Raw genomic sequence first — 22,340 nt, forward strand, 5'->3', positions numbered from 1 at the left:
AATTCTTGTTTTAGCCAGCTCTTTTATTCGAGGTTTCGCACTCAACCGCCCTTGCGCTCGGGTAGCTTCTTGCGCTTGGTCTCGGCGAGTTCCTTGAGCTCGCCTTCCGTCATGGATTTTTCCATCTCGCGGGACGCGCCCTTGAGGCTGGACTTCTTGGTCTCTCCGCGTTTCGCGGCCAGGGCCGCACCGGCTGCCTTCTGCTGAGCCTTCGATTTGGCTGGCATGGAACACCGCCTTTCGGTTGATAGCCCCTCCCAACGCTCAGCTGTCGCCGGTGTTCCGAGATTTTCGGATGAATAGCGCGATGCTACGCGCCTTCCCGGGCCTCGATCATGGCTTGCAGCGTCTCCAGGCGATCGGCATCGCGTGGCAGCTTGTCCTGTCTCAGGCGGGCAATGCGGGGGAAGCGCATGGCCACGCCGGATTTGTGCCGGGTCGAGCGGTTGATGCCTTCGAAGGCCACCTCGACGACGAAACCGAAATCGCGTTCGGCCCTGACGGCACGGACGGGCCCGAAACGGTCGGTCGTGTTGTCCCTGACGAACCGGTCGAGAAGCTCCAGCTCGGCGTCGGTGAAGCCGAAATAGGCCTTGCCGACCGGTACGAGCGTTTCCTTCCCGTCGATGACAGTCCAGACGCCGAAGGTGTAATCGGAATAGTAGCTCGAGCGCTTGCCGTGGCCGCGCTGTGCATACATCAGCACCGCATCGATATTGAAGGGCGCACGCTTCCACTTGAACCAGGGACCTTTGACACGGCCGGGCGTATAGGGCGAATCGAGCCGTTTCAACATGATGCCTTCGATGACTGGATCGGGCGGGTCGGCGCGCAGCCGGTCGAGCTCGTCCCAGGAGGAGAACGGCACCAGCGGCGAGAGGTCGAAGTGTTGTGGCGCAGCACTTTCCACAAGATCGGCAAGCATTGCCCGTCGTGTGACGAAGCCTTGCGGGCGAACGTCCTCCTCGCCTGAAAAGAGAATGTCATAGGCGCGGATGAAGGCCGGGTAGGCCTCGATGAGCTTGTGGCTGACAGTCTTGCGGTTCAGGCGCTGTTGCAGGTCGGCGAAGCTTCGGGTTGCGCGATTGGTGCGCGCCGTGCCGCCGACGAGCAGTTCGCCGTCGATGACGCCGGTGAAGTCCGCGGCCTCCAGCACATCGGGAAAGGCGCCGGAAATTTCGTCGCCGCTGCGGGAGTAAAGACGTTTGACGCCGCCGATATTGGCAAGCTGTACGCGGATCCCGTCCCACTTCCATTCGGCCGCGAAATCCCTGGGGTCGAGCGCGTCGAGATCGCCCTCAGCGACGGGATTGGCGAGCATGACCGAGTGGAAGACCGCCGGCGTCGAAAGCTCGGGCTTATCCGCCTCGCCCAAGAGCCAGCGGAAGAGCGGCAGATAGGGCGGCGACAGGCCGTGCCAGAGCGTTTCAATCTCGGCGACATCCTTGCCGCCCATGTCGGCAAGCGCCTGCTTGGCGAGCTTCGCCGATACACCGATGCGCAGACCTCCGGTCACCAGTTTGAGGAAGGCGAAGCGCGCCGAGGTGTCCAGGTGGTCGAGCATGTCGCGCACGACGCTGCGCACGTCGGCGCGCCCGGTCATCTGCAGGCGCTCGATGGCCGCACCCAGCGGGATGTCCGATTGAACCGTACCAGCCGGCGGTTCCCAGACCAGCGAGACCGTTTCGGCGAGGTCGCCGACATAATCGTAGGAATATTGGAAGAGCACGGCGTCCATGCGTTCGAGCAGCAGGTCCCGGATCATCGCCGGCTTGACCGTGTTCAGCGACAGCGTGCCGGCGATTGCCGCAAGCGCATATCCGCGGCTCGGATCCGGCGCGGTCCGGAAGTAATCGGCAAGCAGGCGGATCTTGGCGTTGCGCTGTGGGCTCAGGACGAGGCGATCGAGCAGCTCGGCAAAGGCGTGCATCCGTCACTCTCCCTCGTCGTCGTAGCCGACGAGATGCAGCGGGCGGGCGGCGATGCCTTGCAGCTCGCACCAGCGCACCAGTGCTTCTTCGCGGCCGTGCGTGACCCAGACTTCGCCGGGAGCAATCTCGGTGATCGTCTGCGTGAGCTCGGCCCAATCGCAATGGTCGGAGATGACGAGTGGCAGTTCGACGCCGCGCTGCTTCGCTCTTTGCCGGATCAGCATCCAGCCGGAGGCGAAGATGGCGATCGGATCGGCGAAGCGCCGCGACCAGCGGTCGGCGAAGGCGGCGGGCGGACCGATCACGATGGTCCCTCTGAAATCCTGCTTTTCGTCGGCGGCAAGTGTTGCCGGGCGGAGTTCGCCGAGATCGATGCCCTGGCTCTGGTAGTAGTCGCACAGCCGCTGCAGGGCGCCGTGAATGAAAATCGGTTGGTGGTAGCCCTCTTCGCGCAGCAGCGCGATGACACGCTGCGCCTTGCCGAGCGCATAGGCGCCGACCACGTGGGTCCGTTCGGGAAACTGGGTAAGCGAGGTGAGCAGCTTGCGCGTCTCGGCCCGGTCGTCCGGGTGGTGGAAGACCGGCAGACCGAAGGTGGCCTCGGTGATGAACACGTCGCAGGCAACCGGTTCGAAACCCGTGCAGGTCGGATCCCGTCGCCGTTTGTAGTCGCCGGAGACGACGATGCGGATACCGTTGGCATGCACTGAGATCTGTGCCGAGCCAAGCACGTGGCCGGCGGGATGGAAGCCCACCTCGACACCGTTCAGCGTCAGCCTTTCCCCGAGTTCGACCGCCTGGCTCGTGCCGCAGAATCCATCTCCGTAACGAATGCGCATGATGTCGAGGGTTTCGCGGGTGGCGAGCACCTGGCCGTGGCCGGCGCGGGCATGGTCGGAATGGCCATGGGTAATGAGCGCCCTTTCGACCGGCTGCACCGGGTCGATGTAGAAATCGCCAATCTGGCAGTAGAGACCCTTGGGGGCGGGATAGAGCAGGGCGTCCGGTTTCATGGACATAAAGATAGCCGGCGAACGCGCGTCCGCCAGCCATCTTGTTCAAGTTTTTCAAGGCGCAACATCGGTCGCGCCTCGATCAGGTTCAGTCGTTCAAGACAAGCGTGTCGCTGATCAGCTTCAGCGTGCGGGCCGCATCGATGTCGATGCAGGCCTTCTGGCTTGGCAGATTGTCCCACGGGCTCGGCGGGAAGAGCCTGTTGTCGGGGCTCTGGATCGTCTGGCCGTCGGCAATGCCGCCGCAGACGACACGGATCGATCCGCTTCTGACGGTGAAGAGATCGGGCGCCACGACATAGGCGCAGGCGCAGCTGTCATGCACGACCATGCCATCGGGAACATGCTGCTCGTAGAAGGTGACGTAGAACTTCGAGATGTCAGCAAGCAGCTTGCCGGCCTCGCCGCCGCGCTCGGCTATGTCGGCGATCATCGCCTTGGTCATCACGGTCTGGGTGGTGACGTCGAGGCCGACGACGGTGACCGGCCACGCGGCCGTCATCACCACGTCAGCGGCTTCCGGGTCGCCGTGGATATTGGCTTCGGCAGCGGGTGTGATGTTGCCGTTGACGTCGAAGGCGCCGCCCATGATGACGACTTCGCGCACGAGTGCGGCAAAATCCGGATCCTCGCGCAGCGCCAGCGCCAGGTTGGTCATGCGGCCGACGGCGATCAGCGTCACTTCGCCCGGATGGGCGCGGACCGTATCGATGATGAAGCGGTGCGCCGGGCGCGGGTCGATCGGCAGGTCGACAGTCTCCGGGACATCGATGTTGCCGAGGCCGTCGTCGCCGTGGATGAAGGTCGGCCAGCCGACATGCGGACGGTCGGGGTCGAAGGTCTTGTCGAGGCCCTTGGCAACCGGTGCATCGATGCCCCATTGCTGCTTCAGGAACAGCGCATTGCGGGTGGTGGTTTCGACCGAGGCATTACCGAAGACAGTGGTGATGCCGATCAGGTTGATAGCCGGATGACGATGCAGGAAAAGCAGCGCCATCGCATCGTCGATGCCCGGGTCCGTATCAAAGATGACTTTGTGCATTGCGTTCTTCTTTTCTTGTTCTTGTGTTTGACGGCCCGCAATGGAGGCAAGATGGCTGTGAAAGTCAATCTCCCTCGCGGGCGCCTGGGCCGAGACTGAGCGCCTTCCTGGCCGGTTTCCGTTGGAACATCGCTGCACCGGCAGACATGGCGGGCTCCCTCGCAGCAGCTTAAACTTTCCGAAAGGGTGGCGCGCCTAATGTTGAGGCGCGCCCTTTCGGGCTTTTCTGCAATTCCTGGATATGACGGCGGAGTCACCCTCGTGAAGGCTATCCTCGGCAAGTTTCGGCCATCGAAGAGGCTGCTCGTCATCCTCGCGGCCGCCTTCGGCGTTTCGGCCGCATCCGGCGGGGCCGCCGTCTATGTCAGCCGGGACGCACTGATGGCGGGGCTTTCCAAGCCGAATACCTCGGGTCTCGAATGCACGATGCTGCGGACCCTCAAGCTCAGCCACAACGGCCAGCGCTGGATCCGCATGCACGTCAAGACCGATCGCGCCGATGGCGAAACGCGCATGCGCACGGCCCTGCGTGTGGTCGGCGCGCTGGCGAAGGCCGAAGGCGCCGATCTCTATCAGGTCGTCGTGCTCGACGCGGCCGGCCCGGAGGATCGGGCGCAGGTTCGCGGAGCCGCAATCGGGGCGGAAGTGCTTTTCGCTCCCGGCCCGCAGAGCGTGCCTGGAATGAGCGAAACGTTCCGCGCTTCCTATAATGCCGGCACGGCGAATTCTGCCGGCGTCTTTCATGGCAAGACGGTCGATCTGTCGATGGATGATATCCGCACGATGATGGCAGCGATGGACGACCACTCGTCGTGCATCGATCCGTCCGTGGATCCGGCCGAAGCCAAGACCGCCGACGCGGGCGGTGCCGAACACGAGGCCAAGCCGGAGGAGACGGCCGAGGCGCCGGCCGGTCACTGAGACCACGCTGCGTCCGAGACGTCGGATCATCATCAGAAAATAAAAAGGCCCGACGCGGGTGCGGCGGGCCTTCGTGTTCATGGCAATGCGACCTTGATCAATCAGCCTTCTGGCGGCGTGCCGGGAAGAGGATGACGTCGCGGATCGACGGCGCATTGGTCAGAAGCATGATCAGGCGGTCGACGCCGATGCCGAGGCCACCGGCCGGCGGCATGCCCTGGTCGATGGCATCGAGGAACTCGTCGTCGAGCTGCTTGGCCTTTTCGCCGCGAGCATGCGCCTGTTCGAGCTGCTCGACCATGCGGGCGCGCTGCTCTTCCGGGTCGTTGAGTTCCGAGAAGGCGTTGCCGAGTTCCCAGGCGTTGCAATAGGTCTCGAAACGCTCGACCAGGCGCGGTTCGCCCGGCACTTCCTTGGCGAAGGGCGAGATGTCCTTCGGGAAATGCGTGACGTGGGCCGGCTGGATCAGCGTTCCTTCAACCTTTTCTTCAAAGATGAAGGCGAGGCACTCGCCCCAGGTCCAGTCCTTCTCGACTTCGAAGCCGGCAGCCTTGGCGGCCGCGCGGGCTTCCTCGTCGGTCTTCATCGCCAGGAAGTCGATGCCTGTCGCTTCCTTGACGGCGTCGGGCATCGGCACGCGGCGGAACGGACCCTTGAAGGAGATTTCCTTGTCGCCGTAGGCAAATTCGGTCGAACCGTGGATCGCCATCGCCAGCTCGGCGAACAGCCGCTCGACGAGGTCCATGATGTCCTCGTAGTCGGCATAGGCCCAGTAGCACTCCATCATGGTGAATTCCGGATTGTGCCGGGTGGAGACGCCTTCGTTGCGGAAGTTGCGGTTGATCTCGAAGACCTTGTCGGTGAGGCCCGAAACCAGCGTGCGCTTCAGGTACAGTTCCGGCGCGATGCGCAGGAACATGTCGAGCTTCAGCGTGTTGTGATGCGTCTTGAACGGCTCGGCGGTAGCGCCGCCGTAGACCGAATGCAGCATCGGCGTTTCGACTTCCATGAAGCCGTCGTTTTCCATGAAGCGGCGGATGCCGGAAACGATGCGGCTGCGGCTCTGAAAGCGCAGCTTCGATTCCTCGTTGGTCATGATGTCGAGGTGACGCTTGCGGTAGCGAATTTCGATGTCGGAGAGGCCGTGCCACTTCTCGGGCATCGGCAGCAGCGACTTCGTCAGCATGGTGATCGCCTGGGCGTTGATCGTCAGCTCGCCGCGCTTGGTACGGCGCACGACGCCGGTGACGCCGATGATGTCGCCGATGTCGATCATCGGCAGCAGGCCGCGGGCCTCTTCGCTCGTCACGTCCTTGTGGCTGAAGATCTGAATCTTGCCGGAGGCGTCATGGATGTCCATGAACATGCCCGAGTTGCGCGAGGAATAGACGCGGCCGGCAACGGTGACGACGTCCTGCGTCTCGGTGTCCGGTTCCAGGCCTTCGTATTTCGCGGTGAGTTCGGCATTGCTCATCGTCCGGTGGAAATGCGCCGGATAGACGTCGCCGATCTGTTCGCGCAGCAGCTTCAGCTTCTGTGCGCGGACTTCAGTTGCGTCGGAGGAGAGGCCAGTGGTCTCGGTCTTGTCGTTCATCGTGCTCTCCTTACTTTCCGCTGCCGACCATGGAGGCGACCACCTGGGCGGCAACCTTCAGGCGCTGGCGTACCACGGCGCGGCCCAGGATTTCCATGCTGTCGAACAGCGGCAACGAGCGCTGAGAGCCGGAAACCGCCACAAAGAGCGGCGCCACGATGACCTTCAGCTTCTTGCCCATGCGCTCGGCGACCGCACGCAGTTCCGCTTCGATCGACTCCTTGTTCCACTCCAGGATCTTTTCGAGATCCGGCTGAACGGTGTTGAGGACCTCGAGCAGTTCCTCGGGCGTCGACTTGACGCCGGCGAAGGCAGCCGGCTGCAGGCCGAGATCGGACTTGAACAGGAAGCTTGCGAGATCCGGCAGTTCGCCGAGCTTCGAGATGCGCGACTGGCTGAGCTTCAGGCCCTGCTTCAGGCGGTCGTTTTCCATCGCCCAGGCAAGCACACGGGCAGCGAACTCGTCTTCCGAGAGCTTCTCGCGGATCCAGCGCGCGTTCAGCCAGTCGAGCTTCTGGATATCGAAGATCGCGCCGGCCTTGGACAGGTTTTCCGGATCGAACTTTGCCGCGAGCTCGTCGATCGTGAGCAACTCCTCGCCTTCGGCGATCTGGATGAAGAACAGGCCGAGGAAGTTCATCAGCGCTTCCGGCAGATAGCCGAGGGCGGTGTAGTAGGAGATCGACGTCGGGTTCTTGCGCTTCGACAGCTTCGACTTGTCGGCATTGCGCATCAGCGACAGGTGCATGAATTTTGGCGGTTCGAGGCCGAGGTACTGGTAGATCAGGATGTGCTTCGGCACGGAAGCCAGCCACTCCTCGCCGCGGGCGACGTGGGTGATCTTCATCAGATGGTCGTCGACGACGTTTGCCATGTGGTAGGTCGGCATGCCGTCGGCCTTCAAGAGCACCTGCATGTCGACGGCATCCCACGGGATTTCGACGTCGCCATAGACGCCGTCGTTAAACTTGCACGAACCCTCGGTCGGGATCTTCATGCGCACGACATGCGGCTCGCCGGCGGCAACGCGCGACGTCACTTCTTCGGCTGTAAGGTTGAGGCAAAGGCCGTCATACTTCGACGGCTTGCCGGCGGCGCGCTGGCTCTCGCGCATCTGTTCGAGCCGCTCGGGCGTGCAGAAGCAGCGGAAGCCGTGACCGTTCTCGACGATCTTCTCGACATAGGGACGGTACATGTCCTTGCGGTCGCTCTGGCGATAGGGGCCATAGGGACCACCGACATCAGGACCTTCAGACCATTCGAGCCCGCACCATTTCAGCGCGTCCAGCACCTTCTGTTCGAACTCCGGCGTCGAGCGGGTCGCATCGGTGTCTTCGATGCGCAGGATGAACTCGCCGCCGTGTTTCTTCGCGAAGAGGTAGTTGAACAGAGCGATATAAGCCGTGCCGACATGCGGCTCGCCGGTGGGGGAGGGTGCGATGCGTACCCGGACTGCTGAATTTGCCATGGTCTTTTTGCCCGTCTGACGTGCTTTTCGCCCCTTGCCGGAAAAGAAATCCGACCGCCGGGGCGCGCATTTTATGGGAAGGAAAGGCCCGCAAGGGTGCCGCAACAGCGGTATCGGCAGGCTATTCCAGTCGGCTCGCGTGAGACCATAGAACACCGATCATGTCAACGGAAAGTGGACCACGTCGGTTTTTGTTGACACTGCCTCCCCTGAGGGATAATGAACCGAAAGGTTATTTAACTGAAAGGTTTTTTAGAAAATGCCGGAAGATCGTTTGTCGACGACGCTCTCAGCTCTGGCCGACCCAACGCGAAGGGCGATCCTCGCCCGTCTCGCCCTCGGAGAGGCCTCGGTCGGCGAACTGGCGGAGCCCTTCGCAATGAGCCTGCCGGCAGTGTCCAAGCATCTCAAGGTTCTCGAGCGCGCCGGGCTGATCAGCCGGGGCCGCGAAGCGCAATGGCGCCCGTGCCGGCTCGAGGCCGCGCCGCTGAAGGACGTCAACAGCTGGCTCGACAGCTACCGTCGCTTCTGGGAGCAGAAGTTCGATCGTCTCGACGCCTATCTGCAGGAACTCCAGCACATCGATCCGGACGCCGGAAAGAACTGATCGCCATTCCATCTTCCGTCCGCTTCCGTTCTGCTGTAAGCAGGATGCGTCGAAAAAGGCAGGACCGGATATGGTAAGCCCGGTCCCTTCGGTTTTCTAACGAAGCTCTGCTCGAACGTCCCGTTCGAACCCACGACGTGGTTCCGATGCAATCGCATCGGTCCGCGGCGGGGTATGCATATCGACGCAGTCCGCCGCGTTTCTCGAACACGGAGACTGTGAACATGCGACTGAATCATATCGACCTCTATAGCCCCGTCGTTGCCGAAACGGCTTCCTTCCTCATCGACCATTTCGGCCTGACGCTGGTCGAAAAGCGCGGCAAGGACGCGTTCTATCGCTTGACGGATAGTTTCGGCCTCGTGCTCGTCGTCAGCCCGCCGATCACGGCACTTGGCGGCGGCGACCAGGTGAACCTCGGTGCCCAGACCTACCACATCGGCTTCCTGCTGCCGGCGCGGGCCGAGGTCGAAGACGCCTACGGGCGGATGCGTGGATCCGGCGCCCAGGTGATCGCACCGGAGGACCGGCACGGCGCCTACGTCTTCTATGTGGTCATTCCCGGCAACATTCTGGTCGAAGTCGGTCATCGCGCAGACGTATGAACCGGACCGGAGGTCAGCGGAACGTTTCCTCGGGAGACGCGTTGTCCAATCAGAAGGCGCGGAGCCAGCCACTGGCATGGCTCAGCGAGAGAGAAGGAGCAATCCTGCTTTTCGCTGAAGGCTCGCGGTTGACGGCCGGTCGGGTCGGCCCCGCGTCTTCGTGAACTCCCGCAAACAAGAAGGCCCGCATCGGCGATGCGGGCCTTTTCGTGATGAGACCGTCGTGGGCTCAACTCGTCAGTTGAGTTTGCCAGCCTTCCGGAGCCGCGCATTGCGCGCGACCATGTTGAGGATTTCGACAAGGGCCGAGAAAGCCATGGCGGCGTAGATGTAACCCTTCGGCACATGCAGGCCCATGCCTTCGGCAATCAGCGTCGTGCCGATCATCAAGAGGAAGGCGAGCGCCAGCATGACGATCGTCGGGTTCTTCTCAATGAAGTTGGCGAGCGGATTGGCGGCGACGAGCATCACGGTCACGGCGGCAATCACGGCGATGACCATGATCGGCAGGTGCGGCGTCATGCCAACGGCGGTGATGATGCTGTCGACGGAGAAGACAAGGTCGAGCAACAGGATCTGAGCGATCGCAGCGCCGAAGCTGTTGATCGCCGAAGACGCGATGAAGTCCTCGCCATGATCGGCCGGATCGACATTGTGGTGGATTTCCTTGGTCGCCTTCCAGACGAGGAACAGGCCACCGGCAATCAGGATCATGTCCTTCCAGGAGAAGCCGTGGCCGAAGGCCTCGAACACCGGCGTCGTCAGCTTGACGATCCAGGCAACGGTGCCGAGCAGGGCAAGGCGCATGACGAGGGCGAGGCCGATGCCGATGCGGCGGGCCCTTTCGCGATGCTCCAGTGGTAGCTTGTTGGTGAGGATCGAGATGAAGATCAGGTTGTCGATGCCGAGAACCACCTCCATGACCACAAGCGTGACGAGGGCGACCCAGGCGGCGGGGTCTTGGGCAAGCAACAGGATATCCTGCATCGGCGATCTTCCTTTGTGGGTGGCGCGTCGTCGCGCAAGAATCGCCGAAAGTATTTAAGAAACATCGCGGAGGTGACAAGCGCCGCCGCTATTTGCGGCGGCGCTTTACCGTTTACGATTTATCGGAATCCACAATTCCACGACGCCCATGCCCGAATGCGGATCGAAACGATCGTCGTAGCGTTCGATGAGATCAGGCGTTTCGCCGTGCTGAAGTCCGGACTCGGGCAGCCAGGTGCCGAAGACATGGTCCGCGGTCTTGGCGATCGCTGAGATGTGGCCGCGGTGCAGGAAGACGGCATAACGCTGCTTCGGCAGCTTCAGCGTCGAAAAGCCCTCCGGCAGGTCGTCGGTTTCGCTGACTTCTGCGGCTGCCATGTAGCGGAAGGTTCCGGCCTCGCCATTGCTTTGGGTGCAGACGCCGTAGGCGATGTCGCCCTTCTGGCCGGCTATGTTGCCGAAGTGGCGGTTGAACCGCTGCCAGAGCGAAGGGATGCCCTCGGTGCGGCTGTAGGCACAGGTTTCCGCTAGGCCCGCCAGAAGCAGGGGCGGGCTGTCTTCGAAGCGCGGCGGGTCGATCTTGAGAAGGCGGGTATCGTCCATTCTTAAAGGCTCCATCAGTTCGATGTTTCGAACGTGCCTTTGCTTGCGCACCGTCTCGGGCGTCACGCCGAACTGGTCGCGAAAGGCGCGGGTGAAAGCCTCGTGCGAGTTGTAGCCCGCTTCGAGGGCTACCGAAAGAATGCTGAGGGAACCATCGGCCAGGGCGTAAGCGGCATCGCTGAGGCGCCGGCCGCGAATATAGGCGCTGATCGAACGGCCCGTGACCAGCCCGAAAACGCGCGAGAGATGGAAGCGCGAGAGGCCAGCGGCCCCGGCGATCTCATCCAGCGATATGTCCCTTGCGAAATGGCTCTCGATGAACCAGACCGCGCGTCCGATGGCACTCATCATCACTCCTTTGGCAGCGCCCTGGTGATAGGGTCTTGCCGGAAGGCGCGCTTGATCGCAATTGCTGGATTGTAACGCCGGAGGGGTCGGATGAGTTCGGCGCCAGCCGTCCTATTTCTTCGGTCCGTAGGCGGACATGAAGACGCGGACGGCGGCGGTCACCGTCGCCTCGATCTGTTCCTTCGGCGGTGCGGTGCACATGCCGCCGAACAGGCGGTGCTTGAAGAGCCCGGCCTGCGCCATTTCGATGAACTGGCGGGCGGCCATCTCGGTGTTGTCGATATCCAGAGTACCGGCAGGAACCTGCCGGTCGAGATAGGCCTTGAGCACGGTATAACCGTTTTCCGGCGCCTCGCTGAAGAAGCGCTCGGCCAGATGCGGCATGCGATCGATCACGCCGATCACCATGCGCATGGAGCGGATCGTTTCTTCGGCCGTCATGCTGGTCGTCAGCGTCACGCCGAAATCGTAGAGCGATTCCTCGACGTCGTCGTGATCGTTGAGCGCGTGCTTGGCGGTCTGGACCACCCGGGTCTTGCCCTTGATGATCAGAGCCTTGAACAGGTCTTCCTTGTTCTCGAAATAGACGTAGAGCGTACCCTTGGAGACGCCGGCCTCGCGGGTGATGTCGTTCATGCTGGCAGCGTCGAAACCCTGGCTCAGAAAGGCGCGCCGGGCACCTTCGAGGATCTGCTCGCGCTTGGCGGGGTCCTCGCCGGCGGCGTGGCGGCCGCCCATCGAAAAGAGATCTTCGTCCTGGCCGACATTCGGCTGGATCATGTCCTGGGTTCCGGTCTTCACCGTGCTCATGGTGGTCGCTTGTTTCCGTCCTGCTTGCATTAAATTTCAGTCATCGAACCGCGTGGTTCGATTTCCTCTTGATATGCGACCAGAAAGGGCCTATGTCAAGCTCGATCGAACCGAACGGTTCAGTTCGTTCAGCAATCTTTAACCAGGCCGGTGCCCAATGTCCGCATCCAACACATCCAGCGCTGCTCGCGTCCGTCCAGTCGACGAGAATTTTGAAGTGCAGCAGGAAACCGCGCTTGAGGCAAAGGCGCCTGCGGCGGAGCAGGCCGCTGTCCAGGCTCCCGCAGAAGCGGCGCAGCCGCCGAAGAAGGCGCGCAAGCCCATCGTTCCGGTGCTCGGTCTGGCGCTTCTCGCCGCCGGCGCCTGGTTCGGCTACGACTGGTGGACCAATGGCCGCTTCATGGTCTCGACCGATGACGCCTATATCGAAGGCGACATCGCGACGATTTCGCCGAAGGTTTCGGGATACGTCGCCAAGGTCGATGCCGTCGCCAACCAGAAGGTGAGGGCCGGCGATCCTCTCGTTACCCTCGACGATGGCGATTATCGTATCGCTGCCGAGCAGGCCGAGGCAAAGATTGCCACCCAGAAACTTGCACTCAGCCGTTTCGATGCGCAGATTGCCGGTGCCAAGGCGAGCCTGGCCCAGACCGAAGCGCAGAAGAAGGCTCTCGAAGCGACGGTGCGCGGCGCCGAGCTTGCGCAGAAGCGCGCAAGCGACCTCCAGTCCAAGGCCGTTGGCACCGTCGCTTCGCTTGACAACGCCGATGTGGCGCTCGACCAGGCACGGGCGAACCTTGCCGGCGCCGATGCCAACATCGCCGCTGCCAATGCGAGCATCACGGTTCTCGAAGCCCAGCGCACCGAAGCCGAAAGCGAGATCCGCTCGCTCGAGCTTGCGCGCGACAAGGCCAATCGCGACCTCGGCTTCACCGTCCTGAAGGCGCCCTATGACGGCATCGTCGGCAACGTGGCGGTGCAGGTCGGCGACCTCGTTTCGGCCGGCCAGCGGCTCGCTGCCCTCGTTCCTGTCGACCAGCTCTACATCGACGCCAATTTCAAGGAGACCCAGATCGCCCATCTGGTGCCGGGCTCCAAGGTCAAAGTCCATGTCGATGCCTATGAGGATCACGCGATCGAAGGCACCGTTGCCTCGATTTCGCCAGCCTCCGGTTCGGTCTTCTCGTTGCTGCCGGCGGAAAACGCCACCGGCAACTTCACCAAGGTGATCCAGCGCGTGCCGGTGCGCATCACGCTCCCGGCCGACGTGCTGGCCGAAGGACACCTGCGTGCGGGCCTGAGCGTCGTCGTCGACGTCGACATGCGCACGGCGCCGGATCAGACCAAGGTCGCCGCCACCAAGTAATCAGGCCCAAACGCCGGCGCGCCTCAAGGCGCGCCTTTGCAAGGAGTGGCTGAGATGGCCGCAACGGCAACAGCAGGTTCGGTGGCGGCCGCCGCACCGAAGGTCGAGGAACATATGGATCCGAAGAGGCTGATCGCCTTCTTCGCCATGGTCGTCGGCATGTTCATGGCCATCCTCGACATCCAGATCGTCTCGGCCTCGCTCGCCGAAATCCAGGCGGGCCTGTCGGCCGGCTCGGACGAGATCGGCTGGGTGCAGACCTCCTATCTCATCGCCGAAGTCATCATGATCCCGCTGTCGGGAACGCTAGCGCGCATCGTCTCGACGCGCGTGCTGTTCTCGGTTTCGGCGGCAGGCTTCACCGCGGCGAGCGCGCTTGCGGCAACGGCGACGAACATCGACCAGATGATCGTCTATCGCGCCATCCAGGGCTTCATCGGCGGCGGCATGATCCCGTCGGTGTTTGCGGCAGCCTTCACCATCTTCCCACCGTCGAAGCGCAACATCGTCTCGCCGATCATCGGCCTGATCGCGACGCTGGCGCCGACGATCGGCCCGACCGTCGGCGGCTATCTCAGCCACGCCTTCTCCTGGCACTGGCTGTTCCTCGTCAACGTCATTCCCGGCATCATCGTCGCGACGCTCACCTGGACCTTCATCGATTTCGACAAGCCGGAACTCGGCCTGTTCAAGAAGTTCGACTGGTGGGGCCTAGCCTCGATGGCGATCTTCCTCGGCGCGCTCGAATATGTGCTCGAAGAGGGCAACACCAACGACTGGTTCAATGACGAGCACATCGTCATGGGCGCAGTCGCTTCGGCAATCGCCGCCATCATATTCTTCTATCGGGCCTTCAAGGTGGAGTTCCCGGTCGTCGACCTCAGGGCCTTTGCCAACCGAAACTTCGCCTTCGGCTCGATGTTCTCCTTCGTGATGGGCATCGGCCTCTATGGCCTCACCTATCTCTACCCGCTCTATCTCGGTCGCATCCGCGGCTACGATTCGCTGATGATCGGCGAGACGATGTTCGTCTCGGGCCTTGCGATGTTCTTCACGGCGCCGGTCGCGGGCATCCTTTCGGGCAAGCTCGATCCGCGCGTGCTGATGACGATCGGTTTTACCAGCTTTGCCGCCGGCACCTGGATCATGGGCCATCTGACCGCCGACTGGGACTTCTACGAGCTGTTCATCCCGCAGATTCTGCGCGGCGTCGGGCTGATGCTCTGCATGGTGCCAATCAACAACATCGCGCTCGGCACCATGCCGCCGGCGCGCATGCGCGGCGCGTCCGGCCTGTTCAACCTCACGCGAAACCTCGGCGGTGCAGTCGGGCTCGCGGTCATCAACACGATCCTGACCCAGCGCCAGGACTTCCACTATGCGCGCCTCGCCGAGCATGTGCAGTGGGGCAATCCGGAGGCGATGGAGCGGTTCAACAACATGGCCGCCAACTTCAACGCCCATGGTCTCGACGGCACGACGATCGCCGTCAAGCAGCTTGCCGCCATGGCGCAGAAGCAGGCGGTCATCCTGTCCTTCGGCGATATCTTCGTGCTTTTGACGGTGCTGTTCCTGTCGCTGATCCTCGGTGTGATGATGATCAAGAAGCCGCAGGGCGCCGGCCCCAGCGGCGGCGGTCACTAGGACAAGAGGATGATGGGTCGAGGCGGCCCATCATACTTTCCCATGAGAGGTAGGTAGGCGGGCGAGCGCCCGTCTTTCCTCGTTTCCATCCTCAGGCAAGTCCGCACGGTTTACGCGAGCCGAGCCTTGCTGCACACTCCCGTCGACTGATGGCGAGGGGCGGCGGGATGAAGGAACGGGTTTCGACGGCTATCTCACGGCGGTCTTTCATGACGGGCCTTGCCGGCGTCGGGCTGGGGCTTGCAGCCTCGCGCAGTCGCGCTGCCGCACCGGCCATCGATGCGACGTTCCTGTTCTCCAACGACATTCATGCTTGCCTCGTTTCGATCGAGGGGCTCGCGCCGAACTGCGCGGCGGAAGGCAAGACCGACGCGAACCTGCTGCGCCATGTGGCGGCGCTCAACGCCGTGCATGCCATGCGCTGGCCGGAAACGGTCGCGGGCAAGCCGAGCGGTCTCGCAAGTGCCGGACGGCAGATCGGCAAGCCACTCGGCCTGGTGCTTGGCGGTGACATCACCGACGACGGCGGCGGCCAGGTACGCCAGCCGCGGGAAGGGCGGCAGCTGCAGCAGTTCTCCAGCCGCTATCAGGAAGGGGCAGGGAGCGATCGCGTCCACATGCCCGTATTCGTCGGGCTCGGCAATCATGACCTCGACCAGGACGGCCCGCCGCCGCATATCGACTGGTATCGCCGCGAGCTGCGCGATTATGTCGAGCTCAATCATCGCCAGACGGTCTTCTACAAGCCGCCGGTGCCGGTGACCAACTACGACCCGCTTTCGGACTGCTACTCCTGGGATTGGGGCGGGTTGCACCTTGTGCAGCTGCAGCGCTTCGGCGGCGATGAGACGAAGGGCGCGGTGAATGCGCTGCCCTGGCTGAAACAGGATCTGGCTGCCTATGCCGGCGATGGCCGGCCCGTCATACTGTTCCAGCACTATGGCTGGGACGCGTTTTCGACCGAGGTCTGGGATGTGAAGGCCAAGACCTTCGATGATGAAGGCGATGGCGCGCCGCATTGGTGGAGTGTCGATCAGCGCCAGGCGCTGCTCGACTCGCTCAAGGGCTACAACGTCATCGGCCTGTTCCACGGACACCAGCACGAAACCGCAATGATCTACCGGCAGGGCGGGCTCGACCTCATCAAGCCGAAGGCTGCCTATATGGGCGGCTTTGCGGTTGTGCGCGTCACCAACGGCTTCATGGACGTAGTGTTGGCCGAGGCCGGTTCCGTGCACCGAGAGGTCGCGTTTACTACCGCTTTCAGCAAGCGGCTCGGCTAGTATCCGGCAAGTTTCACAACACTCGTTAAATCATTCGGAATCAATCGTTTAAAGTGACAGCGTGCCGTCCTTCCGCCGGCGCGCGGACGCCTGTTTTCGCCGTTTTGAAGATTTCTGATTTACGTACATCAGAAATTCCTCTAAAGGCAGAACCCGGAGGAAAACATGCGTCCGACAGTTCACGATATCGCTGCTAAAGCCGGGGTCAGTCTCGCCACCGTCGACCGGGTTTTGAACAATCGTCCCGGCGTGCGCGGTGTCACCCGCGACAAGGTCGAGCGCGCCATAACGACGCTCGGCTATGTGCGTGACGTCGCCGCCGCCAATCTCGCCAAGAGCCGCATCTACCCGCTGATCTTCATCCTGCCCGAGGGCGACAACACCTTCATGCGCGGCCTTGCGGTCGAGGTGGAGGCGGCGAAAGTGCGGTCTGCGGTCGAGCGCACCGCGATCACCGTGCTCTCCGTCCCGGCCTTCGATAAGGCGGCCCTGGCTGCGGCGCTGGAAAAGGCGCGGGCACTCGCCCCTGCCGGTGTCGCCGTGGTTGCGATCGATGCGCCCGAGGTCGTTGCGGCTGTCGATCGGCTGCGTGAAGACGGTATTGCCGTCGTGACGCTGGTTTCCGATCTGCCGGGATCGTCGCGTGATCACTTTGCCGGCGTCGACAACATCGCCGCCGGCCGGACCGCAGGCACCTTGATGGGGCGTTTCCTCAGCGGTCGCGAAGGACCGGTCGCGATCGTCGCCGGCTCGATGCTGGTGCGCGACCATCGTGATCGCCTCGAAGGTTTCAGCGCGGCGATGGCCGAAAGCGCCCCGGGCCGCCGGCTTCTGCCCGTCGTCGAGGGGCATGACGATCCCACCGAAGTCGAGAACCTTGTGTCGGGACTTGTCGCCGATCATGCGGACCTCGCCGGCATCTACAGTCTCGGCGCCGGCAATCGCGGCCTGATCGCAGCACTCGAAAAGGCCGGGCGTCAGGCTGATATTTGCGCCATCGCGCACGAGCTGACACCGCATAGCCGCGCGGCACTCGCCTCCGGCACCTTGGACGCGCTCCTCAATCAGGATGCCGGGCATGAGGTGCGCAGCGCCATCCGCGTGCTGAAGGCCCGTGCGGATGGACTCGCGGTGATCGGGGCGCAGGAGCGCATCCGCATCGAGATTTTCCTTAGGGATAACCTGCCGGTCGAGCCGGCGTAACGATTTGGAACTGCGCGGTTCCGGACGGCAAACCGGTCTGGAATTGCTCAATGGAGGCAAGCATGTATCTCGGACTGGATCTCGGCACCTCGGGCGTCAAGGCAATGCTCATCGATGGCGACCAGCGCATCATCGGTTCGGCCTCCGGCGCGCTCGACGTCTCGCGGCCGCATCCCGGCTGGTCGGAGCAGGACCCGGCCGAGTGGGTGCGCGCAACCGAGGAGGCGATTGCCGGCCTGAAGGCAGCGCACCCCAGGGAACTTGCAGCCGTGCGCGGCATCGGCCTTTCTGGCCAGATGCACGGTGCGACGCTCATCGATGCCGACGACCGGGTGCTTCGGCCCTGCATCCTCTGGAACGACACCCGCAGCTTCCGCGAGGCGGCAGCGCTCGACGCCGACCCGCAGTTCCGGGCGATCACCGGCAACATCGTCTTTCCTGGCTTTACGGCGCCGAAGCTCGCCTGGGTGCGCGCCAACGAGCCGGAGATCTTTGCCAGGGTGCGCTGGGTACTGTTGCCGAAGGACTATTTGCGCCTATGGCTGACCGGCGAGCACATGTCGGAAATGTCCGATTCCGCCGGCACCTCCTGGCTCGACACCGGCAAGCGGCGCTGGTCGAAGAGCCTGCTTGCCGCCACCGGCATGGACGAGAAGCAGATGCCGAGCCTGGTCGAAGGGACCGAGGCGGCTGGCAGGCTGCGTTCGGAGCTTGCAGCGCGCTGGGGGATTTCCGGTGACGTCGTGGTTGCCGGCGGCGCCGGTGACAATGCGGCGTCCGCCTGCGGCATGGGCACCGTCGGCGAAGGACATGCCTTCGTCTCGCTCGGCACCTCGGGCGTGCTCTTTGCCGCCAATGCGAGTTACCTGCCCAATCCGGAAAGCGCCGTACACGCCTTCTGCCATGCGCTGCCGAACACCTGGCACCAGATGGGCGTCATCCTGTCGGCGACCGATGCGCTCAACTGGTACTCGGGCATCGCCGGGCGCAGTGCTGTCGATTTGAGCGCCGAGCTTGGTGATGACCTGAAGGCGCCGACCGGCGTCACCTTCCTTCCCTATCTCTCCGGCGAGCGCACGCCGCACAACGATGCGGCGATCCGCGGCGCCTTCGTCGGGCTAGGGCATGAAAGCAGCCGCGTGGTGCTGGCCCAGGCGGTGATGGAAGGCGTGTCCTTCGCCATTCGCGATAGCCTGGAGGCCCTTCGCGCCGCCGGCACGACGCTGTCGCGGGTAACCGCGATCGGCGGCGGCTCGCGCTCACGCTACTGGCTGAAGTCGATCGCCACGGCACTCGACCTGCCGGTCGATCTGCCTGCCGACGGCGATTTCGGTGCCGCCTTCGGGGCAGCCCGCCTGGGCCTGATTGCCGCTACGGGCGCGGATCCCGTCGCCACCTGCTATGCGCCGCTCACTGCCGAAACCATCGCGCCGGAAGCGTCGCTGGTCTCAGTCTATGAGGCGAGCTACCAGCGCTACCGCGAGCTCTATCCGGCGATCAGGGGTGCGGCGTCGTGACGACGCTGCACCGCAGATCCGGTTCGGGTGCCGGCCGCTCAGCGGGCGGGGACCTTGTCGAGAAAGCCGGTGATCGTCTTCAGGCGGCCGTTCTCGATCTGGCAGACATCCGTGCCTTCGATAACCGAGGCAACGCCCTCCGGGCCGAGCGCCCAGGAAAAGCGGATCGTGTCGGCATAACCGTCCGCAGCCCCCTTCAGCGTGAAGCGGAAGCCGGGGAACTGGCCGTGGACGCCGGCGATCAGCGCATCGATGCCGGCGTGGCCGTCGCCTTGCATGATCGGGTCGCGGTAGGCGACGTCGGCGGTGAACGCCTTCTCGATCAGCGCAGAGCGGGCGGCGGCGTCGGTTGTGTTCCAGGCGGCAATGTAGGCTTCGGCGATGGCGTTGAAGTCGTGCATCGAAGTGTTCCTTTCGTTTGGCGTTTCGATGCCCCAGCTATCGCCGGACGAGGGAATGAAACCAATTACCTTCCACGTAATGGCCGCGCCTATCGAACGGGCGACGCCGGCCGAAATCCATCCCATTCGCATCATCCTTGAGAGGAGCCAAACCCATGAGCACAGGATTTTTCGGCGATATCGCCAAGATCAAGTATGAAGGCCCTGATAGCGCCAACCCGCTTGCCTTCCGTCATTACAACAAGGACGAGGTTGTTCTCGGCAAGCGCATGGAAGATCACCTGCGCTTTGCCGTCGCCTACTGGCACACCTTCGTCTGGCCGGGCGGCGATCCCTTCGGCGGCCAGACCTTCGAGCGCCCCTGGTTCAAGGACACCATGGACGCGGCGAAGCTGAAGGCCGACGTCGCCTTCGAATTCTTCGACCTGCTCGGCGTTCCCTTCTACTGCTTCCATGACGCCGACGTGCGCCCGGAAGGCAAGAGCTTTGCGGAGAACACCAAGAACCTCAACGAGATCGTCGACCACTTCGAAAAGAAGCAAGCCGAGACCGGCGTCAACCTGCTGTGGGGTACGGCAAACCTCTTTTCCAACCGGCGCTACATGTCGGGTGCGGCGACCAACCCGGATCCGGATGTCTTTGCCTTTGCCGCCGCGACCGTAAAGACCTGCCTTGACGCGACCAAGCGCCTCGGCGGCCAGAATTATGTGCTGTGGGGCGGGCGCGAAGGCTACGAGACGCTGCTCAACACCGATCTGAAGCGCGAGCTCGACCAGCTCGGCCGCTTCGTCAATCTCGTCGTCGAGTACAAGCACAAGATCGGCTTCAAGGGCGCGATCCTGATCGAGCCGAAGCCGCAGGAGCCGACCAAGCACCAGTATGACTACGACGTCGCGACCGTCTATGGCTTCCTGAAGAACTACGGTCTCGAAAACGAGGTCAAGGTCAACATCGAGCAGGGCCATGCGATCCTTGCCGGCCACTCCTTTGAGCACGAGCTGGCGCTTGCCAATGCGCTCGGCATCTTCGGCTCGATCGACATGAACCGCAACGACTACCAGTCCGGCTGGGACACCGACCAGTTCCCGAACAACGTGCCGGAGATGGCGCTCGCCTACTACCAGGTTCTCGCAGGCGGCGGCTTCAAGACCGGCGGCACCAATTTCGATGCGAAGCTGCGCCGCCAGTCGATCGACCCGGAAGACCTGCTGATCGGTCACATCGGCGGCATGGACTGCTGCGCCCGTGGCCTGAAGGCAGCGGCGAAGATGATCGAGGACAAGGCGCTTTCCGCTCCGCTCGATCAGCGTTACGCCGGCTGGCAGGTGCAGGAAGCCAAGAAGATGCTCGACGGCGGCTTCTCGCTGGAGGAGATCGAAGCCTGGGTGCTGAAGTCCGACCTTAACCCGCAGCCGAAGTCCGGCAAGCAGGAACTGCTCGAAAACGTCGTCAACCGCTACGTCTAAGCACTCTCGCGAGTTTGCGCGCGCGGCGGCCCGGTCTCTCCGGGCCGCCGGTTTGCGACGACTACGGGGTGTCGGCGACCAGGTGGGCCGCAATATGAAATCGATTACAAATCTCTCGGGAATCTGTGCCTTTGCCAGTTGCCCCCGGTTGAAAATCTGCTAGCTTTGGCGCCTGCAACGTTTCAGGTCCGCCAGTTGCGGCGAAAACAAGGTGCCATTGTACCTCCTTGTCGCCGACTGACCGGACAGGCCGACATCATCAATGGCCGTTTCATCGGGAGGAAAATCGGGATGAAGACGATCAAGGGGCCAGGGCTCTTTCTTGCGCAGTTTGCCGGCGATGCGGCACCGTTCAATTCCTGGGACGCGATCACCAAATGGGCGGCCGACTGCGGCTACAAGGGCGTGCAGGTCCCGAGCTGGGACGCGCGGCTGATCGATCTGAAAAAGGCAGCGACGTCCAAGGCCTATTGCGACGAGTTTGCCGGAAAGGCGCGCGACAACGGCGTCGAGGTGACCGAGCTTTCGACCCATCTGCAGGGCCAGCTCGTCGCCGTGCACCCGGCCTATGACGAAGCCTTCGATGGCTTTGCCGCACCGGAAGTGCGCGGCAATCCCAAGGCGCGTCAGCAATGGGCGGTCGAGCAGGTGAAGCTGGCGCTGACCGCCTCGAAGAACCTCGGGCTGAACGCGATGGCGAGTTTCTCCGGCGCGCTTGCCTGGCCCTTCGTCTATCCCTGGCCGCAGCGCCCGGCCGGCCTCGTCGAGACCGCCTTTGACGAACTGGCGAAACGCTGGAAACCGATCCTCGACCATGCCGAGGACTGTGGCGTCGACGTCTGCTACGAGATCCATCCGGGCGAGGACCTGCACGACGGCATCACCTACGAGATGTTTCTGGAGCGCACCGGCAACCACGCCCGCGCCTGCATGCTCTATGACCCGTCGCACTACGTGCTGCAGTGCCTCGACTATCTCGACAACATCGACATCTACAAGGACCGCATCCGCATGTTCCACGTCAAGGATGCGGAGTTCAATCCGACCGGACGCCAGGGCGTCTACGGCGGCTATCAGGGCTGGGTCAACCGGGCCGGGCGGTTCCGCTCGCTCGGCGACGGTCAGGTGGATTTCGGCGCGGTGTTTTCGAAGATGGCGGCCAATGATTTTGCGGGCTGGGCCGTGGTCGAATGGGAATGCGCGCTGAAACATCCCGAGGATGGCGCGCGCGAGGGTGCCGACTTCGTCAAGCACCACATCATCCGCGTCACCGAAAAGGCCTTCGACGATTTCGCCGGCGGCGGCACGGACGAGGCCGCCAACCGGCGCATGCTGGGGATCTGAGGTAGCGTTTGCCTCTCACCCTAACCCTCTCCCCGCTTGCGGGGAGAGGGGACGCGGACTGTGGCTGCGGTTGCACCTGCAGCGCTCTCAGAGAGAGTTGCTTGGGGCCTGGCGAGCGGGCGCATCCAGTCCCTTCTCCCCGCCTGCGGGGAGAAGGTGCCGGCAGGCGGATGAGGGGCTGCCCTCA

At 63.1% G+C, this 22,340-nt stretch carries 20 protein-coding genes; 10 read left to right on the forward strand and 10 right to left on the reverse strand.

Annotation, left to right across the window (positions count from 1 at the left end; all coding sequences use genetic code 11):
* Positions 1-41 precede the first annotated feature (41 nt).
* The 4 genes from ACTJKE_RS08245 to ACTJKE_RS08260 form a co-directional block, all read right to left on the reverse strand.
* A complete protein-coding gene (locus ACTJKE_RS08245) occupies positions 42-227 on the reverse strand; it encodes a DUF3008 family protein (RefSeq protein ID WP_057254536.1) in 186 nt (61 codons plus the stop codon).
* An 83-nt stretch (positions 228-310) separates the two neighbouring features.
* Entirely contained in the window at positions 311-1,930 is a 1,620-nt protein-coding gene (locus tag ACTJKE_RS08250; RefSeq protein ID WP_440691657.1) for a cisplatin damage response ATP-dependent DNA ligase, read from the reverse strand.
* A gap of 3 nt (positions 1,931-1,933) precedes the next feature.
* Complete coding sequence (locus tag ACTJKE_RS08255; RefSeq protein ID WP_093233613.1) at positions 1,934-2,944, reverse strand: ligase-associated DNA damage response exonuclease; 1,011 nt, start codon at positions 2,942-2,944, stop codon at positions 1,934-1,936.
* Between the two features lie 88 nt (positions 2,945-3,032).
* Positions 3,033-3,986 (reverse strand): nucleoside hydrolase, encoded by a 954-nt coding sequence (locus tag ACTJKE_RS08260; RefSeq protein ID WP_057254538.1) that lies wholly within the window; start codon positions 3,984-3,986, stop codon positions 3,033-3,035.
* A 261-nt stretch (positions 3,987-4,247) separates the two neighbouring features.
* Between ACTJKE_RS08260 and ACTJKE_RS08265 the strand changes: the two genes are divergently transcribed.
* Positions 4,248-4,907, forward strand: a complete 660-nt coding sequence (locus ACTJKE_RS08265) for a hypothetical protein (protein ID WP_440691659.1) — start codon at positions 4,248-4,250, stop codon at positions 4,905-4,907.
* A gap of 97 nt (positions 4,908-5,004) precedes the next feature.
* Here the strand turns inward: ACTJKE_RS08265 and lysS are convergent, their stop codons facing one another.
* Both lysS and gltX read right to left on the reverse strand, forming a co-directional pair.
* Positions 5,005-6,501, reverse strand: a complete 1,497-nt coding sequence (gene lysS / locus ACTJKE_RS08270; RefSeq protein WP_057254539.1) for a lysine--tRNA ligase — start codon at positions 6,499-6,501, stop codon at positions 5,005-5,007.
* 10 nt (positions 6,502-6,511) lie between these two features.
* On the reverse strand, positions 6,512-7,969 hold the full coding sequence (gene gltX, locus ACTJKE_RS08275; RefSeq protein ID WP_065375436.1) for a glutamate--tRNA ligase: 1,458 nt from the start codon (positions 7,967-7,969) through the stop codon (positions 6,512-6,514).
* 259 nt (positions 7,970-8,228) lie between these two features.
* Between gltX and ACTJKE_RS08280 the strand changes: the two genes are divergently transcribed.
* Together ACTJKE_RS08280 and ACTJKE_RS08285 are read left to right on the forward strand one after the other, a co-directional pair.
* Positions 8,229-8,576 (forward strand): ArsR/SmtB family transcription factor, encoded by a 348-nt coding sequence (locus tag ACTJKE_RS08280; protein WP_058325288.1) that lies wholly within the window; start codon positions 8,229-8,231, stop codon positions 8,574-8,576.
* Positions 8,577-8,800: 224 nt separating this feature from the next.
* A complete protein-coding gene (locus ACTJKE_RS08285; protein ID WP_440691661.1) occupies positions 8,801-9,181 on the forward strand; it encodes a VOC family protein in 381 nt (126 codons plus the stop codon).
* Between the two features lie 237 nt (positions 9,182-9,418).
* Here ACTJKE_RS08285 and ACTJKE_RS08290 read toward each other — a convergent pair whose 3' ends face one another.
* From ACTJKE_RS08290 to ACTJKE_RS08300, 3 genes are all read right to left on the reverse strand, one after another.
* Positions 9,419-10,168, reverse strand: coding sequence for a TerC family protein (locus tag ACTJKE_RS08290; RefSeq protein ID WP_110880638.1), 750 nt, complete (start codon positions 10,166-10,168; stop codon positions 9,419-9,421).
* A 105-nt stretch (positions 10,169-10,273) separates the two neighbouring features.
* The gene (locus ACTJKE_RS08295; RefSeq protein ID WP_440691663.1) at positions 10,274-11,119 is read right to left on the reverse strand and encodes a GyrI-like domain-containing protein; all 846 of its coding nucleotides are present in this window, start codon (positions 11,117-11,119) and stop codon (positions 10,274-10,276) included.
* Between the two features lie 111 nt (positions 11,120-11,230).
* Entirely contained in the window at positions 11,231-11,899 is a 669-nt protein-coding gene (locus tag ACTJKE_RS08300; RefSeq protein ID WP_373419944.1) for a TetR/AcrR family transcriptional regulator, read from the reverse strand.
* A gap of 187 nt (positions 11,900-12,086) precedes the next feature.
* On the opposite strand from ACTJKE_RS08300, the gene ACTJKE_RS08305 reads away from it, so the two are divergent.
* The 5 genes from ACTJKE_RS08305 to xylB all read left to right on the forward strand — a co-directional run bounded on the left by ACTJKE_RS08305 (position 12,087) and on the right by xylB (position 18,942).
* Positions 12,087-13,295, forward strand: a complete 1,209-nt coding sequence (locus ACTJKE_RS08305) for an HlyD family secretion protein (protein ID WP_440691665.1) — start codon at positions 12,087-12,089, stop codon at positions 13,293-13,295.
* 54 nt (positions 13,296-13,349) lie between these two features.
* Complete coding sequence (locus ACTJKE_RS08310; protein ID WP_440691667.1) at positions 13,350-14,939, forward strand: DHA2 family efflux MFS transporter permease subunit; 1,590 nt, start codon at positions 13,350-13,352, stop codon at positions 14,937-14,939.
* A 209-nt stretch (positions 14,940-15,148) separates the two neighbouring features.
* Positions 15,149-16,222, forward strand: a complete 1,074-nt coding sequence (locus ACTJKE_RS08315; RefSeq protein ID WP_440691669.1) for a metallophosphoesterase — start codon at positions 15,149-15,151, stop codon at positions 16,220-16,222.
* A 165-nt stretch (positions 16,223-16,387) separates the two neighbouring features.
* Entirely contained in the window at positions 16,388-17,425 is a 1,038-nt protein-coding gene (locus ACTJKE_RS08320) for a LacI family DNA-binding transcriptional regulator (RefSeq protein ID WP_093233570.1), read from the forward strand.
* A gap of 62 nt (positions 17,426-17,487) precedes the next feature.
* Positions 17,488-18,942: a xylulokinase gene (xylB, locus tag ACTJKE_RS08325; RefSeq protein ID WP_440691671.1), complete on the forward strand. Its 1,455-nt coding sequence runs from the start codon at positions 17,488-17,490 to the stop codon at positions 18,940-18,942.
* 38 nt (positions 18,943-18,980) lie between these two features.
* Here the strand turns inward: xylB and ACTJKE_RS08330 are convergent, their stop codons facing one another.
* Positions 18,981-19,469: a nuclear transport factor 2 family protein gene (locus ACTJKE_RS08330; protein WP_375293082.1), complete on the reverse strand. Its 489-nt coding sequence runs from the start codon at positions 19,467-19,469 to the stop codon at positions 18,981-18,983.
* A 29-nt stretch (positions 19,470-19,498) separates the two neighbouring features.
* On the opposite strand from ACTJKE_RS08330, the gene xylA reads away from it, so the two are divergent.
* Together xylA and ACTJKE_RS08340 are read left to right on the forward strand one after the other, a co-directional pair.
* Complete coding sequence (gene xylA, locus ACTJKE_RS08335) at positions 19,499-20,809, forward strand: xylose isomerase (RefSeq protein WP_440691673.1); 1,311 nt, start codon at positions 19,499-19,501, stop codon at positions 20,807-20,809.
* 291 nt (positions 20,810-21,100) lie between these two features.
* Positions 21,101-22,153 (forward strand): sugar phosphate isomerase/epimerase family protein, encoded by a 1,053-nt coding sequence (locus tag ACTJKE_RS08340; protein WP_440691675.1) that lies wholly within the window; start codon positions 21,101-21,103, stop codon positions 22,151-22,153.
* Positions 22,154-22,340 lie beyond the last annotated feature (187 nt).

It is taken from the genome of Ensifer sp. 22521, assembly GCF_052044795.1.
GTDB lineage: Bacteria > Pseudomonadota > Alphaproteobacteria > Rhizobiales > Rhizobiaceae > Ensifer.